Source organism: Desulfobacterales bacterium (genome assembly GCA_034003325.1).
Lineage (GTDB): Bacteria > Desulfobacterota > Desulfobacteria > Desulfobacterales > JAFDDL01 > JAVEYW01.
In genome coordinates this window covers 383,314-398,271 of record JAVEYW010000001.1, presented here as the reverse complement: position 1 = coordinate 398,271, position 14,958 = coordinate 383,314, and the positions used below count along the sequence as shown (strand labels likewise).

Below are 14,958 nucleotides of genomic sequence, written 5' to 3'. Positions count from 1 at the left end.
ATTCGGGAATTCAAGGAGATAAAAAATGTCAAAACAATGTGATATTTGTGGGAAAAAGCCTCTGGTCGGTTGCAGCGTAAGCCATGCCCATAACGTCAATAAGCGCCGGTTTAACCCAAACCTTCAGCAAGTTCGCGCCAATATTAACGGACACGCAAAGAAAATCACCGTTTGCACCAACTGCATTCGTTCCGGTCGCGTGACAAAAGCGGCCTAACCGGCGATCCGGTTGACGCGCTGCACCTGCTTGACCCGTCTAATTGCCGCCATCACCGATTCCAGTTGTGCCGTATTTTCCACTATAACGGTAAAATCGAGCACCACCGGTCCCATGCCGCGAGAACCGGCATCAGCGGCCAGAATATCGGCACCCTGCTTGCTGATAACTGCGGCCACATCCGCCAGCAGGCCGATTCTGTCCTCTGAACGAACCCTGATTTTTACCGGATAGGTTTCCCTGGACTGCCCGCTCCAGGAAACTTCTATTCGCCGATCCGGGTTCATTTTCATGGCGTTCACACAACCGATCCGGTGAACGCTCACCCCATGGCCTTGCGTTATATATCCCACGATGTCATCCCCGGGGACCGGCCGGCAGCATTGGCCGAACCGGATCAGAATATCATCGATCCCCTTAACCAACACACCGGATCTGTCCTTTTTCTTTTTGACCGGGCGGTTGAGTTTGTTTAAAAGGGTTGGGGCTTCTTCCTCAAGCGTCTCTTTGGGTTCAAATTTTCGCACCACCTGCAACGGCGTGATTTTGCCATACCCCACGCCGGCAATCAGATCCTCGACTTGCTTGAACCCGAACCCGGCAACCACTTCCGCCATTTTTTCCGATTTCACCAGGGTATTGAAATTCAGCCGCTGTTTTCGAAAGGCTTTTTCCAATATCTCCCTGCCCAGTGTCAGACTTCGCTCCATATCCTGGGTTTTGATCCATTGGCGGATGCGGCTTCGGGCCTTAACGGTCTTTACGAAATTCAGCCAGTCCTTGCTGGGATGATGGCCCTTGGTCGTCAAAATGGACACCATCTCGCCGGTTTTCAGCTCATATTGCAGGGGCACCATGCGCCCATCGACTTTCGCACCGGTACAGGTATTTCCCACCTCGCTGTGAACCATATACGCAAAATCAACGGGGGTGGCGCCCTTGGGCAATGTCTTAATCTCACCGTCCGGCGTGAACACATACACTTCGTCCGGGAAAAGATCGATTCGGACATTTTCGAGAAACTCGACGGGGTCTTGAAAATTCGCCTGATTTTCCACCAGATTTTGAATCCAGCCGAACACGCTGGTCATTTTTTCATCGGCCGGTTTTCCCTCTTTATAGCGCCAATGCGCGGCGATCCCCGATTTGGCGACCTTGTCCATCTCCCAGGTTCGAATCTGCACTTCCAGCCGCTCGCCGTAAGGACCGATCACCGTAGTGTGCAGTGACTGGTACATGTTGGGTTTGGGAAATCCGATATAATCCTTGAATTTTTTGGGAATCGGTTTCCACATGGCGTGAATATGCCCCAATACCTCGTAACATTGGGGAATTGTGTCCAGAATAATCCTTAAGGCAAAGATATCGTAAATCTCTTCAAAGGGCAGGTTCTGAGTCACCATTTTATGGTAGATGCTGTAGAAATTTTTGTATCGGCCCTGTATTTCGCACTTCAGGTTGTTTTCCCGCATCTTGTGTTGAACCAGGCCTTTGACTTTCCGAATATATTTCTCCCTCTCGGAAAGATCCTTATTGATCCGGCTTTCAATATCCGCGTAGACATCTGGATGAAGGTATTTAAAGGCCGTGACATCCAACTCGTTTTTGATCCAGTATATGCCGAGCCGGGCGGCAATGGGCGAATAAATATCCCGTGTTTCAGATGCCATGCGAATTCGTATGGGTTCGTCGTAATACGGCAGGGATCTCATATTGTGAAGCCGGTCGGCCAGCTTGACCAGAATCACGCGAAGATCATCGGCCATGGCCAAAACCATTTTTCGAATATTTTCAGCCTGTCTGGCCCGAAGAGAGTCTCCAAGGGGCAGGCCGCTGATCCGGGTGACGCCCGAGACGATGCGCAACATTTCCGGACCAAACATCTCCCGAAGCGTTTCAGGAGTGGTGCGTGTTTTTTCCAGCACATCGTGCAGCAACCCGGCCGCCACGCTGATCGCATCGAGATTCATCTCCGCCAGAATTCGGGCAATCTCCAGGCAGTGCGACAGGTAAGGCTCGCCGGACACACGCGTCTCGCCTTCGTGAACCTTGGCCGCAAAGATGTAAGCGCGCTCCACCAGGGCAATATCGGTTTCCGGAAAATTCTCAAGCAACCGATCGGTTATCTCTCCAATTCGAACCATGAATCAGGCGTCTTTCAATCGTTAATAGGCTTTTGCGAAAATCACCCGGCCGGGGCTGGGTTTTCCGCAGTAAATGCAAGTTCCCGGTATTTTTTGAGCCGAAAAGGGGAGGCACCGGATGGTGACGCTCAAGTCTTCCTTGATGGCCGCTTCACAGGCGCTTTCCCCGCACCAGTGAGAAGACGCAAACCCGCCGTGAATTTCGGGCTTTTCCTGGTTTTTCGGTGTAAAAAAATCGTAAAACAAGCCGCGCTCATCAATGTCATGCGTATTGTTTTTAAGAAAACCGGCTGCCCGGTTAAAAAGATTCTTCTGAATGTCATTCAGAAGATTCGCGATGTCGGCAACAAACTGTTCCCGTTTCATGCTGGTCTTCTCTCGAAGGCCTTTATCTCGTCGGGCAAAGAAGACCGCGTCCTCTGCCATGTCTCTCGGGCCCACTTCCACGCGCACCGGAACCCCTTTTTTAATCCATTCCCACCCCCTGGCGCCACCGATCTCCCGGTCATCAATTTGCACCCGGACCGGCTGATCATGATACCGTTGCGCTTTTAGTTCCTCGGCCAGCCGCGTCACATAGGCTATGACATCGGCCCGCTCCGTTTCTTTTCTGACGACGGGTAACAGCACGATATGGGCGGGCGCCACCCTTGGTGGCAATATAATCCCGTCATCATCCGCATGCGCCATGATCAGCCCGCCGATCAGTCTGGTGGAAACACCCCAAGAGGTGGTCCAGGCGAATTCTTCCTTGCTGTCCGCGTTCTGAAACCGAATATTGGACCCCTTGGCGAAGTTTTGGCCCAGAAAATGGGATGTCCCGGCCTGAAGCGCCTTTTTATCCTGCATCATGGCTTCAATACAATAGGTGTCCACGGCGCCCGGAAACCGCTCGGAAGCGCTTTTGGCTCCCGGAATCACGGGAATGGCCAAATAGTCTTCCGCCATCTTTCGATAGACTTCGAGCATCATCAGCGTTCGTTGTTCGGCTTCTTCGGGGGTGGCATGAACCGTATGGCCTTCCTGCCATAAAAACTCGCTGGTTCTTAAAAAGGTTCGCGTCCGCATTTCCCAGCGGACCACATTGGCCCACTGATTGATGAGCAGGGGTAAATCCCGATAACTGCCGACCCATCTGGAAAACGAATCCCCGATAATCGTCTCTGAAGTCGGACGCACCACCAATGGTTCGGCCAGCGGGCCGGCCGGGACGAGTCCGCCATCGGGTCCCTTTTCCAGGCGATGGTGCGTCACCACGGCGCACTCTTTGGCAAAGCCCTCCACATGCTCCGCTTCTTTTTCCAGGAAACTCAAGGGAATAAACAACGGGAAATAGGCATTTTGCACACCGGTTTCCTTGAACATGCCATCCAGAATTTGCACCATGTTTTCCCACAAGGCATAGCCCCACGGCTTTATGACCATGCATCCGCGCACGGCGGATTTTTCGGCCAGATCCGAGGCCTTTACCACTTGCTGATACCACTCCGCATAATCTTCCATCCGCGTCGGTGAGATGGCTGTTTTTTCCTGATTTCCCATAGTTGTTCCCGTCCCTTTTTCCCTGTATGCGTATCAAAATCTAATATGATCCGATGTCATCAAACCCGTATCGGACATATGCAGTAACTGCAATCAATAGCCAATCCGAAACAATCTGCTATCAGCTATCAGCTATGAGCTATCAGCTATGAGCTATCAGCTATCAGCTATCAACTACCGTGCCTTCTCCTCAAGCTTTTCAATTTCTTCCAACAACACGTCCACTATCTTCTCCTGAGGAAACTTTTTAACCACGTTTCCCTTTTTAAAGAGAATGCCCATGCCATCACATCCGGTCACACCGATATCGGCCTCCCGCGCCTCGCCCGGTCCGTTGACCACACAGCCCATAATGGCCACTTTTACCGGGAGGGTCTTGGTCATCAATGCGTTTTCAGCCCGCGCTACGATATCAAATAAATCCAGGCTGCATCGGCCGCAAGTAGGGCAGGATATAATTTCTACCCCGCGGCGACGAATATCGAGCGCCCGTAGAATCTCATAGCCCACCCGAACTTCCTCCACCGGATCCCGGGTGAGACTGACACGAATCGTGTCGCCGATGCCTTCGGCCAGTAGCATGCCGATGCCGAGGGAAGATTTCACAATTCCGGGAAAAAGCCCGCCGGCTTCGGTAACGCCCACATGCAGGGGCAGGTCGGTCCGGGTGGACAGCAGCCGGTACGCCGCTACGGTTCGGTAAACATCCGATGCCTTGATAGAGATTTTAATCTCATGGAAATCCTGGTCCCGAAGCAGCGCCACATGACCCAGCGCGCTTTCCACCATGGCCTCGGCCGTCACGCCACCATATTTCTTCAAGAACTCTTTTTCCAGCGACCCGGCATTGACACCGATGCGAATGGGGAGTCCTCGCGCTTTGGCGCAATCCACCACCGCCTTGACCTTTCGGGTGCCGCCGATATTCCCCGGATTGATGCGCAGCCCGTCCGCTCCGGCCTCGGCGCTTTCGATGGCCAGCCGGTAATCAAAATGAATATCGGCGATCAGCGGAATACGAATCTCTTTTTTAATCCCCCGAATCGCCAGCGCGGCCGCTTGGTCCGGCACCGCGACCCGAACGATTTCGCAACCCGCCGATTCGAGCCGCTTGATCTGCGCCACCGTGGCCGCAACATCCTGCGTTTGCGTATTGGTCATGGACTGCACGCTAATCGGCGCCATATCCCCGACCGGAACACCCCCCACCATGATTCTTCGTGTCTTTTTACGCATTTCCATCGTCATTTTTTTTCAGGTCTTTCGATTCCATCTGCCTGCGCACTTAACTCCTGACTCTCAACTGTCTTCTTCTCTCTACCAAAGCCATCATCGTTATTCAAGGCGCTCGACACAACTTGTATTTCAGCTGTTTTCCTGTATAATTTTTTTCAACGTCACCCCATTCCCATGGATAGGAGAAAAACCGGATGAAACAGGAAAATGACAAGAACTTCGCCGATAAGCACACGGGCAAGACCCCGAATGCGAGAATCGAGGCGGAGATAACAACCAAGATCATCAACGGCGAATTACCCTGTGTTCTTGCATTTGATATAGCGACCCGGCTGAACATTAAACCGGCTGAAGTGGGCGTCACCTGTGATTTGATGAACCTTAAAATTTCAAAATGCCAGCTCGGCCTTTTTGGTTATCACCTGGAACATAAAGTGGCTAGCGGTAAAAAAGAGCCGGTCGCACTGCTGAAAGACGCCCTGATGGCCGCTCAATTCAATCATCGCATCACCTGTGAAACCGCCTGGAATATCGCGGCGGAGCTGAAGGTCGGAAAAATCGCCGTGGGAAACGGGTGCGAGGCCTTGGGGATTAAGATTAAAGCCTGTCAACTGGGCGTATTTTAGCAGCAGGGGCGGCCGGCCGGTCGCCCTTGCGTTTATGCGTATTACATCATCCTTACAAAGGGGTTATATCGTTTTTCCTGCCCGATGGTGGTTTTCTGATTATGTCCCGGCAGAACCTGCGTGTCATCGGGCAACGCAAACAAGCGGGTTCGTATACTGCGGATCAGCGTGTCGTAATCGCCGCCCGGCAGATCCGTACGTCCGATAGAGCCGGCAAACAAGGTGTCGCCCACAAACACACAGCCATTTAACAACAGTGAAATGCCGCCGAGCGTATGCCCCGGCGTATGAATCACCTTGAATGACAGCTTGCCGACTTCGACGGTGTCGCCATCGCTGAGCACTCGATCCGGCTTCGGGGAGTCTTCCGCATCGAGCCCCCAAGCTGCGGCCGTATCAGCGACTCTGTCCAGAAAGGGCACGTCCAGCGAATGAATCATCAGCTGTGCGCCGGTTTTCTCCTTCATGATCCGGTTGGCGCCCACATGGTCAACGTGTCCGTGCGTATTCATAATAACCTTCACCGTAAGGTTATTTTTTTTAATCACGTCCAATATGCGAGCGGGGTCCGCCCCCGGATCAATCACCGCCGCTTCTTTGGTTTCTTCACAGCCCACGATAAAACAGTTGGCCATAACCGGGCCTACCACCAACATTTTTATTATCAAAATGAACCTCCTTCCGGACGGCCGACAGCCGACTTTCGCCGGTTTTTTTCATTTCCTGTTGCAGGAGATACCTGTAACCCGTCAACCGCCGATTATTCTTTCAATCGGCTCTGCGCCTGTGCAATCAAGTCCAGCAGCTGGACTGCTTTGGGTTTCGGTGCCGCCTTCATCAGGCGGGCTACCCGGTCTTCCGGGAAATTTTCCCGAATAAACCGCACGATATCAAAATCCTCCCACCAGCAATCGATGAGTTTAAAGCAGGCCTCCACCCCATCCCCGCTCGTCCGGCAATACTTAAAAGAAACCGCATGCCCCAGACGGGGGCACCGCCGCTCGTTTTTGTCTTTGCTCTCATCCATGACCATCACCGGCTTTTCAGCATGGCCGGCTTTGGGTAATTTTCGAAAACCTTTTCCGCCCGTTCGATTTCTTCGTCCCCCAGATGGAAATTGGTCACATCCCCTGAGAAGTATTTCTCATAGGCACCTAAATCAAGCAGGCCATGACCGCTCCAATTGAAAAGGATCACCTTTTCCTTGCCTTCTTCCTTGGCCTTTTTCGCCTCTATAATGACCTGGGCCAGCGCATGGGTCGTCTCCGGCGCCGGTATCGTCCCTTGCGTGCGCGCAAACATGAGCCCGGCCTCATAACAGGGAAGCTGAAGGGCCGATTTGGGGGTCGCGAGACCTTCCGCGACGACCTGGCTGACGGTCGGCGCCATGCCGTGATAGCGCAACCCGCCGGCATGAATCGGCGGCGGCACGAAGTTGTGGCCAAGGCTGTACATGGGCAGCAGCGGCGTATAGCCCGCTGAATCGCCATGATCATAGGCAAAGGGCGCCCGTGTCAATGTGGGGCACGCCGCGGGCTCCACCGGATAGATTTCAATTTCTTTTCCGTTGATTTTATCCAGAACAAACGGAAAGGCGAGACCGGCAAAATTGCTGCCGCCGCCGGCGCAACCGATGACGATATCGGGGTATTCGCCCACTTTTTCCAATTGTTTTTTTGCTTCCAGTCCGATGATGGTCTGATGGAGGCACACATGGTTCAGCACACTGCCAAGGGAATAGCGGGTCTGGCCGGTTGTATCCGCCACCGCCGCCTCGATGGCCTCGCTGATGGCAATGCCCAAACTGCCCGGCGTGTCCGGATCCCGCGCGAGCACTTCCCGCCCGGCGGCGGTTTCGGGGCTCGGGCTGGGAACACATTTGCCCCCCCAAACTTCCATCATGGATTTGCGGTACGGCTTTTGCGAAAAACTGATCCGAACCATGAACACCTTGCACTCCAGGCCGAACTGCGCACAGGCAAAGGAAAGCGCGCTGCCCCACTGACCGGCGCCAGTTTCCGTGGTGATCCGTTTAATTCCGAACTGCTTGTTGTAGTAAGCCTGCGCGACAGCGGTATTGGGCTTATGGCTTCCCGGCGGGCTGACACTCTCGTCCTTATAATAAATCCTGGCGGGGGTTCCCAGCAGTTTTTCCAGATTTCGGGCGCGAACCAATGGAGAAGGGCGCCAGAGCCGAAGCACGCCGAGCACCTCTTCTGGAATATCGATCCAGCGTGCCGTGCTGACTTCCTGCTCAATGATATTCATCGGAAAAACGGGCGCCAGGGCGTCCGGTGAAATCGGTTTACCATCCGGGCCCAATGGTGGATTCATTTTAATATCCGCCAGAATATTATACCACTGGGTCGGCATCTCGTCTTCTCTGAGCAAAATTCTTCTATTCTCCATTGTCTTCTCCTTGAACTTGAATTTCGATAAATTCTTCCGGTAAGGGGCCGATCTCGATTTGAAGACCTTCGGTCTCCATCGCCAGACGAATGCTGTCCAGAATTCCGTTTATAAACGCGCCGGAGTCTTCGGTCCCATATTTTTTCCCGATATCAATGGCCTCATTGATGGACACCTTCGCGGGAATGTCCTGGCAGCAAAATAACTCGAAAACCGCGATGCGAAGAATATTTCGATCGACACAGGACATGCGCCCGAGCTTCCAGTGACTGGAAAACCGTATCAGCAGGTTGTCTATATCGGCCTGGGCGCAGACGACACCGCCTACCAGCTTCATGAAAAAGGGACGCGCCACCCGGGGCGGGGTAAACGTATCGCAAAAATGCCTCAATGCGGTTATGGCATTTTCCTTGCTCGCATCAATGTAAAAGAGCGCCTGTAAGGCCAACTCCCGTGACTTGCGGCGATTGCCCATGCATCACACCCGGTTAATGGCGTCCACCACATTGGCCATCTCCACGGCACTCATGGCGGCACTCCATCCCTTGTTGCCCGCTTTGGTGCCGGCCCGCTCAATCGCCTGCTCAATGGTATCGGTGGTAACGATACCGAAGATAACCGGGGTGCTGGACTCGAGACTGACCACAGCGATTCCCTTGGTAACCTCTGAGGCCACATAGTCGAAATGAGGCGTCGCGCCCCGAATGACCGCGCCCAGGCAAATAACGGCATTATATTTTTTCTTTTCCACCATTTTCTTTGCGATAAGCGGAATTTCAAAGGCTCCCGGCACCTTTACAATATCGATGTCCTCATCTTTTCCGCCGCAACGAACCAGGGCGTCGATGGCGCCCCCCACCAGTTTTTCGGTGATGAAATCGTTAAAACGGCTCACCACGATCGCAAACTTCTTGCCCGAGGCAAGATATCCCCCTTCATATACGTTCGGCATTCCTCATTCCTCTCTTTGTAACCGTTGCCATTCCGACGTGCCTCCATTAACGGACCAACCGGATTCACGGAACCGTATCCACATTCAACAAATGCCCCATCTTCAGCTTTTTGCATTCCAGATAGCATTTGTTGTATTGATTGGGTTCGATTTCGATGGGCACCTGCTCCACCACCTTAATGCCATAGCCTTCCAACCCCACCATTTTCTTCGGGTTGTTGGTCATCAGCCGCATTTTTCGGACCCCGAGTTCCGCCAGAATTTGGGCGCCAATGCCGTAGTTTCTCAAATCACCGCCAAACCCGAGCTTCTCATTGGCTTCCACCGTATCAAGCCCCTTATCCTGAAGGGCATAGGCCTTGATCTTATTCACGAGCCCTATCCCGCGGCCTTCCTGACGGACATAGAGCACGATTCCGGCGCCCTCTTCTTCGACCATTTTCATGGCCTTGTGAAGCTGTCCCCGGCAATCGCAGCGCAGGGAACCAAAAATATCACCGGTCAGACATTCGGAATGCACTCGGACCAGTACCGGCTTATCCGGTGAAATCTCCCCCTTGATCAGCGCAATCTGAAGCAAATCGTCCACATCGTTTTCATAAACAATGCACCTGAATTCCCCGGCAATGGAGGTGGGAATGGTGGTTTCGGCGGCTTTATGCACAAAGCTTTCAGTGCGCATTCTGTATTCGATCAAATCAGCGATGGTGCAAATGCCGATGCCGTGTTCCTCGCTAAATTTTTCAAGTGCCGGCATTCTGGCCATGGTGCCGTCCTCATCCATGATCTCGCAAATCACGCCCGCAGGCTTTCTACCGGCCAGTCGGGCCAGATCCACGGACCCTTCGGTTTGACCGGTTCGCACAATCACGCCGCCCTTTTTGGCCCGAAGCGGAAAAATATGCCCCGGCCGCACCAAATCAGTGGGTTTTGCGTTATCGGCCACTGCCGCCTGAATGGTTCGCGCTCGATCCGCCGCTGAAATCCCGGTGGTAACCCCACATCGCGCCTCGATGGACACGGTAAATCCGGTCTGGAATTGCGACTGATTGTTATACACCATGAGTGGCAAGTCCAGCGAATCACACTTTTCACCGGTCATGGAAAGGCAAATCAGTCCCCGGCCGTACTTTGCCATGAAATTGATTGCTTCGGGCGTTACGGCGTCGGCCGCCATGGTTAGATCGCCTTCGTTTTCGCGGTCTTCATCGTCGGTCAGGATGACCATCTTGCCGTCCCGAATGTCTTTAATCGCTTGTTCAATTGAAATTGTCGGCATAATAAAAATTCTCCCACTGTATCTAATCCGGCCTCAACGAAAGGCTGTTGAGTTAAGGCCGATGAAAAATTCATATTCAAAGAAAACCCGATGTTGCAAGAAACTGCCTATCGATGCCCCCGGCGGGTTTTCCCCGCATAAATCGTTCCACATATTTACCGATCATATCGGTTTCGATATTCACCGGGTCCCCCGGTTTTTTAAATCCAATGGTCGTGAGCATGGCGGTATGCGGAATAATGCTGATTTCAAAAAAATCATCGCCACAGGCATTAATGGTCAGGCTGATGCCGTCCACGGCCACAGACCCCTTCTGAATCATATACCGGCCCAAGGCCGGTGGCACGGATACTCGAATCAAAACGGCGTTCCCCAATGTCCGGCGGCTTTGAAGGGCGCCCACCCCATCCACATGTCCCGAGACCAGGTGCCCGTCGATCCGATCGGATAACCGAAGCGCTCGCTCCAGATTCACCCGGTCGCCGATTCGAATTCCGCCGAAAACGGTTTTGGACAGCGTTTCAGGGGACACATCCGCTTCAAACCGGCTTCCGTCTATCACAATGGCTGTCAGGCAGGCCCCATTAACGGCAATGCTGTCCCCGATACGGCTATCGGCCAGCGAAAAACCCGCATTAACGGCAAACCGCTTGCCCTGGCCGGACGGCCGAATCCCCGCCACGGAGCCCATGCCTTCAATTATTCCCGTAAACATAGCCTTCCAGCATCACATCCTCACCGAAACGGTGAACTTCCAGGTTTTGCACCGATACGCAATCTGCCATTTTTTCCGGCCCCGGCCCGCAGCATATCGGAACCCCGTCGTCACCCCCCAAAATTTTAGGGGCGTAGAAAAACATGATCTTATCGGCAACCTTCGCCGCAAGCGCCGACGCCAGCACCCGAGCCCCGCCTTCCACCAGCAGGCTCGTCATGCCCAACCCGCCCAGAAGCGGCATCAGAGCGACCAAATCAATTCGGTTTTCTTTCAGAGGCGCTTTAAGCACCCGCACCCCGTTTTGCCGCGTGAGTCGGTCCACTTTTTCGTCCGGTGCCTCAGAACCGCAGACAATAATAGTATCAGAATCGGATTTAAGCCGCAACACATTCGCCGTTTCCGACAGACTCAGTTTTGAATCCAGAATAATCCGCACCGGATCACGGCCCGTTCCGTTTTCAAGTCGCGTTGTCAGGCTGGGATCATCGGCCCGTACCGTGCCGATACCCACTAAAATGCCGTCCAGCGCATGGCGTAACCGGTGTACAAACTCCCGGGAAGCCGGCCCGGTGACCCAGTGGGCGTCCCCAGTGCGGGTGGCAATTCGGCCATCCAGCGTGGCCGCGCATTTTAACACCACAAACGGTAGCCCGGTAAGAATGAACTTGGTGAAACTTTCATTGAGCTTTGCTGCGCGGGCTTCACACACCCCCGTTATCACCTCGATGCCTTCGGCCCGCAGCCGTTCGATGCCGCCGCCGGTCACGCGGGGGTTCGGATCGCTCATGGCCACCACGACCTTTTTAATCCCGGACCTTAGTATTTTCTCGGTACACGGCGGGGTTCTGCCCGTATGATTGCAGGGCTCAAGGGTCACATAGAGCGTCGCGCCAACGGCTTTTTCCCCGGCATCGTTTAACGCATTCACTTCGGCGTGGGCTTTTCCGACCGCCTCGTGATATCCCTTTCCGACCACAACCCCGTCTTTAACGACAACTGCACCCACCAGGGGGTTGGGGGACACATACCCGGTCCCTTTTTCGGCGAGCGCCAGCGCCATGGCCATGTAGTCGTTATCCGTCATCATTTTGCGTCTATCGTCGAGCTCTTTCCCACGCTGAGCAGACTCTTGAGTTCTTCCACGAAATCGTTCACATCCTTAAATTCCCGATAAACCGAGGCAAATCGGACATAGGCCACATCATCCATTTTGTGAAGCGCTTCCATCACCCATTCACCGAGCATGCTCGAAGAAATTTCCTTTTTTCCGGTTTCCCGCAGATCACGCTCCAACTCATCAATGCTCTCTTCGATCACGTTCATGCTGATGTTTCGCTTTTCACAGGCCCGCTGCATGCCCGAGCGCACCTTTTCCCGGGAAAAGACCTCCCTGCGCCCGTCCTTTTTGACAATCATGATGGGGATTTCCTCGATATGCTCATAAGTGGTGAACCGTCTTTCACATACAAGGCATTCCCGTCTTCGACGAATCACATTTCCGTCCTTGCTCAGCCTGGAATCAATGACCTTGTTATCAAGCTCTCCACAAAATGGGCATTTCATTAGGCCTCCTGTTTTTCCGGCACGTTCAGTTGAATCAATTCAACCCCCGCTTCCGCCAGCAACCCGATCGACATTTCATCCGCGTACCCGGATTGATAAAATATTTTTTTGATCCCCGCGTTGATGATCATCTTGGCGCATATCGCACAGGGCAAATGGGTGCAAAAAAGCGTGGCGCCCTTGACACTCACCCCATGGTAGGCTGCTTGAATGATGGCGTTCTGCTCGGCATGGATGGCACGGCAAAGCTCGTGACGCTGGCCCGAGGCGATATTCAGCTCTTCGCGCAGACATCCGATATCAATGCAGTGGCGGGTGCCGGTGGGTGCTCCATTGTAGCCGGTGCTCAAAATTCGTTTGTCTTTTACGATAATTGCGCCCACGGCGCGACGACGACAGGTGGAGCGTTTGGCCACAAGTGTGGTGATCTCCATAAAATACGTCTCCCAAGACGGCCGTGTCCGTCCCTCCGGCATGTTCATGCCTCCTATCGCGCTAAAGATGGAAACTTACGCATATAACGGAAATGCGGCGCAAAGCGCTCGCACCTTTTCTCTCACGCCAACAATGCGCGCCGTATCTTCGGGATGCGTTAAAACGTCCATAATAAAGCCTGAAATATCGGCCATTTCCGGTTCCTTCATGCCGCGTGTGGTAATCGCCGGCGTACCGATGCGAATGCCGCTGGTCACAAAGGGGCTGAGTTTTTCTCCGGGTATCGAATTTTTATTCACCGTAATGCCGGCCCGATGCAGCACGATCTCTGCATCTTTTCCGCTAATCTTCAGGCGGGTCAAATTCGCCAGCATTAGATGGTTATCCGTCCCGCCGGACACAAGATCAATTCCTGCCGCCATCAAGTGGCCGGCCAGGGCTTTCGCGTTTTTCAACACCTGCTGCTGATAAACCCGAAAGGAATCCAAAAGGGCTTCCTGAAACGCCACCGCTTTGGCGGCAATTACATGCATGAGCGGCCCCCCTTGAATGCCCGGGAAAATCTGTTTCCCGAGTTTTTCTCCATACGCGGTTTTGGACAAAATCAACCCGCCCCGAGGTCCCCGCAGGGTTTTGTGCGTGGTGGAGGTCACGACATCGGCCATGGGTACCGGCGAAGGATGCAGCTCTGCCGCCACCAGCCCCGCGATATGGGCCATGTCCACCATCAGAAAAGCGTCCACGGAACGCGCAATGCGTCCGAACGCCTCAAATTCGAGAATTCGAGGGTATGCGCTCGCACCGGCAACAATCATGCGGGGCCGGTGCTGCTTTGCTAAGGCGGCAAGCGCCTCATAATCAATGATACCGGTGTCGGGATTGACGCCGTAATGCACGAACTTAAACAGCCGCCCCGAAAAACTGACCGGACTGCCGTGCGTCAGATGGCCGCCGTGGGAAAGATTCATTCCCAGCACCACATCTCCCGGCTCCAGAAGGGCAAAATAGACCGCCATGTTAGCCTGAGAGCCGGAATGGGGCTGCACATTGGTATATTCGGCATGGAATAGTTTCTGCGCACGCTCGATGGCCAATGTTTCCGCCACATCCACGTTTTCACAGCCGCCGTAATATCTTTTCCCCGGATAACCCTCGGCATATTTATTGGTCATAATGCCGCCCTGAGCCGCCATGACTGCGGGACTGGCGATATTCTCCGACGCGATCAGCTCCAGCGTCGTTTCCTGCCTTTCGGTCTCATCCGCAATGGCCCTGGCAACCGCAGGGTCAACTTTTTCAATTATGGATAAATTCGAGTTCACGCTTCTCGCCTTTATGGTGTTATAGTTGGTTAAACTTATCGAGCCGGCGCTGATGCCGTCCCCCTTCATAGGGCGTCTCCAGCCAAATATTCAAAATTTCCATCGCCAGTATATCCCCGATGACCCGGGCGCCCATGACCAGCACATTGGCATCATTATGCTGCCGGCTCATTCGGGCCGAAAACAGATCGTTGCATAACGCGGCACGCACATTTGAAAACCGGTTTGCGACCATGGACATGCCGATGCCGGTGCCGCAAAGCAAAATCCCCCGACTAAATTCACCCGATGAAATCAATTGGGCCAGCTGAATACCGAAATCCGTATAATCCACAGAGGCCTCCGAGTACGTGCCGATATCGTGAACCGTCATTCCGCGGGATACTAAATAGGCTTTAATTTGCTCCTTTAACGCAATGGCCGCATGATCACATCCGATAACAATGGCCGTTTCCTTATTTTCCATTTTCCCCCCTGGGCGGGCCGTGGTAGAGCCGCCGAAACGGATTAGCATT

Annotated in this window: 17 protein-coding genes; 2 read left to right on the top strand and 15 right to left on the bottom strand. The window is 53.6% G+C overall.

Annotation, left to right across the window (positions count from 1 at the left end):
* The first annotated feature begins 25 nt into the window (after positions 1 to 25).
* Positions 26 to 217, top strand: coding sequence for a 50S ribosomal protein L28 (gene rpmB / locus RBT11_01945; protein ID MDX9785509.1), 192 nt, complete (start codon positions 26 to 28; stop codon positions 215 to 217).
* Here rpmB and RBT11_01940 read toward each other — a convergent pair.
* The 3 genes from RBT11_01940 to ispG all read right to left on the bottom strand — a co-directional run bounded on the left by RBT11_01940 (position 214) and on the right by ispG (position 5,145).
* Positions 214 to 2,361 carry a bifunctional (p)ppGpp synthetase/guanosine-3',5'-bis(diphosphate) 3'-pyrophosphohydrolase gene (locus RBT11_01940; protein MDX9785508.1) on the bottom strand — a complete coding sequence of 716 codons (2,148 nt, stop codon included), beginning with the start codon at positions 2,359 to 2,361 and terminating at the stop codon, positions 214 to 216. The genes rpmB and RBT11_01940 overlap by 4 nt on opposite strands.
* A 21-nt stretch (positions 2,362 to 2,382) precedes the next feature.
* Entirely contained in the window at positions 2,383 to 3,903 is a 1,521-nt protein-coding gene (gene proS / locus RBT11_01935; protein MDX9785507.1) for a proline--tRNA ligase, read from the bottom strand.
* 174 nt (positions 3,904 to 4,077) lie between these two features.
* Positions 4,078 to 5,145 carry a flavodoxin-dependent (E)-4-hydroxy-3-methylbut-2-enyl-diphosphate synthase gene (ispG, locus tag RBT11_01930; protein MDX9785506.1) on the bottom strand — a complete coding sequence of 356 codons (1,068 nt, stop codon included), beginning with the start codon at positions 5,143 to 5,145 and terminating at the stop codon, positions 4,078 to 4,080.
* Positions 5,146 to 5,333: 188 nt separating this feature from the next.
* On the opposite strand from ispG, the gene RBT11_01925 reads away from it, so the two are divergent.
* Positions 5,334 to 5,765: a hypothetical protein gene (locus RBT11_01925; GenBank protein MDX9785505.1), complete on the top strand. Its 432-nt coding sequence runs from the start codon at positions 5,334 to 5,336 to the stop codon at positions 5,763 to 5,765.
* 41 nt (positions 5,766 to 5,806) lie between these two features.
* Here RBT11_01925 and RBT11_01920 read toward each other — a convergent pair whose 3' ends face one another.
* From RBT11_01920 to rpiB, 12 genes are all read right to left on the bottom strand, one after another.
* Complete coding sequence (locus RBT11_01920) at positions 5,807 to 6,433, bottom strand: MBL fold metallo-hydrolase (protein ID MDX9785504.1); 627 nt, start codon at positions 6,431 to 6,433, stop codon at positions 5,807 to 5,809.
* Between the two features lie 92 nt (positions 6,434 to 6,525).
* Complete coding sequence (locus RBT11_01915; protein ID MDX9785503.1) at positions 6,526 to 6,792, bottom strand: hypothetical protein; 267 nt, start codon at positions 6,790 to 6,792, stop codon at positions 6,526 to 6,528.
* Between the two features lie 5 nt (positions 6,793 to 6,797).
* Positions 6,798 to 8,174, bottom strand: coding sequence for a TrpB-like pyridoxal phosphate-dependent enzyme (locus tag RBT11_01910; GenBank protein ID MDX9785502.1), 1,377 nt, complete (start codon positions 8,172 to 8,174; stop codon positions 6,798 to 6,800).
* Positions 8,164 to 8,649 carry a transcription antitermination factor NusB gene (gene nusB, locus RBT11_01905; GenBank protein ID MDX9785501.1) on the bottom strand — a complete coding sequence of 162 codons (486 nt, stop codon included), beginning with the start codon at positions 8,647 to 8,649 and terminating at the stop codon, positions 8,164 to 8,166. The genes RBT11_01910 and nusB overlap by 11 nt, the downstream gene beginning before the upstream one ends.
* Positions 8,650 to 8,652: 3 nt before the next feature.
* Positions 8,653 to 9,126: a 6,7-dimethyl-8-ribityllumazine synthase gene (ribE, locus tag RBT11_01900; GenBank protein ID MDX9785500.1), complete on the bottom strand. Its 474-nt coding sequence runs from the start codon at positions 9,124 to 9,126 to the stop codon at positions 8,653 to 8,655.
* A 64-nt stretch (positions 9,127 to 9,190) separates the two neighbouring features.
* The gene (locus tag RBT11_01895) at positions 9,191 to 10,405 is read right to left on the bottom strand and encodes a bifunctional 3,4-dihydroxy-2-butanone-4-phosphate synthase/GTP cyclohydrolase II (protein ID MDX9785499.1); all 1,215 of its coding nucleotides are present in this window, start codon (positions 10,403 to 10,405) and stop codon (positions 9,191 to 9,193) included.
* A gap of 76 nt (positions 10,406 to 10,481) precedes the next feature.
* Positions 10,482 to 11,120: a riboflavin synthase gene (locus tag RBT11_01890; protein ID MDX9785498.1), complete on the bottom strand. Its 639-nt coding sequence runs from the start codon at positions 11,118 to 11,120 to the stop codon at positions 10,482 to 10,484.
* On the bottom strand, positions 11,101 to 12,210 hold the full coding sequence (gene ribD / locus RBT11_01885; protein ID MDX9785497.1) for a bifunctional diaminohydroxyphosphoribosylaminopyrimidine deaminase/5-amino-6-(5-phosphoribosylamino)uracil reductase RibD: 1,110 nt from the start codon (positions 12,208 to 12,210) through the stop codon (positions 11,101 to 11,103). Before ribD ends, RBT11_01890 begins: the two co-directional genes overlap by 20 nt.
* On the bottom strand, positions 12,207 to 12,686 hold the full coding sequence (gene nrdR / locus RBT11_01880) for a transcriptional regulator NrdR (GenBank protein ID MDX9785496.1): 480 nt from the start codon (positions 12,684 to 12,686) through the stop codon (positions 12,207 to 12,209). The genes ribD and nrdR overlap by 4 nt, the downstream gene beginning before the upstream one ends.
* Complete coding sequence (locus RBT11_01875) at positions 12,686 to 13,162, bottom strand: cytidine/deoxycytidylate deaminase family protein (GenBank protein ID MDX9785495.1); 477 nt, start codon at positions 13,160 to 13,162, stop codon at positions 12,686 to 12,688. Before RBT11_01875 ends, nrdR begins: the two co-directional genes overlap by 1 nt.
* A gap of 33 nt (positions 13,163 to 13,195) precedes the next feature.
* Positions 13,196 to 14,512 (bottom strand): serine hydroxymethyltransferase, encoded by a 1,317-nt coding sequence (gene glyA, locus RBT11_01870; GenBank protein MDX9785494.1) that lies wholly within the window; start codon positions 14,510 to 14,512, stop codon positions 13,196 to 13,198.
* The gene (rpiB, locus tag RBT11_01865) at positions 14,463 to 14,909 is read right to left on the bottom strand and encodes a ribose 5-phosphate isomerase B (GenBank protein MDX9785493.1); all 447 of its coding nucleotides are present in this window, start codon (positions 14,907 to 14,909) and stop codon (positions 14,463 to 14,465) included. The genes glyA and rpiB overlap by 50 nt, the downstream gene beginning before the upstream one ends.
* Between the last annotated feature and the right edge of the window lie 49 nt (positions 14,910 to 14,958).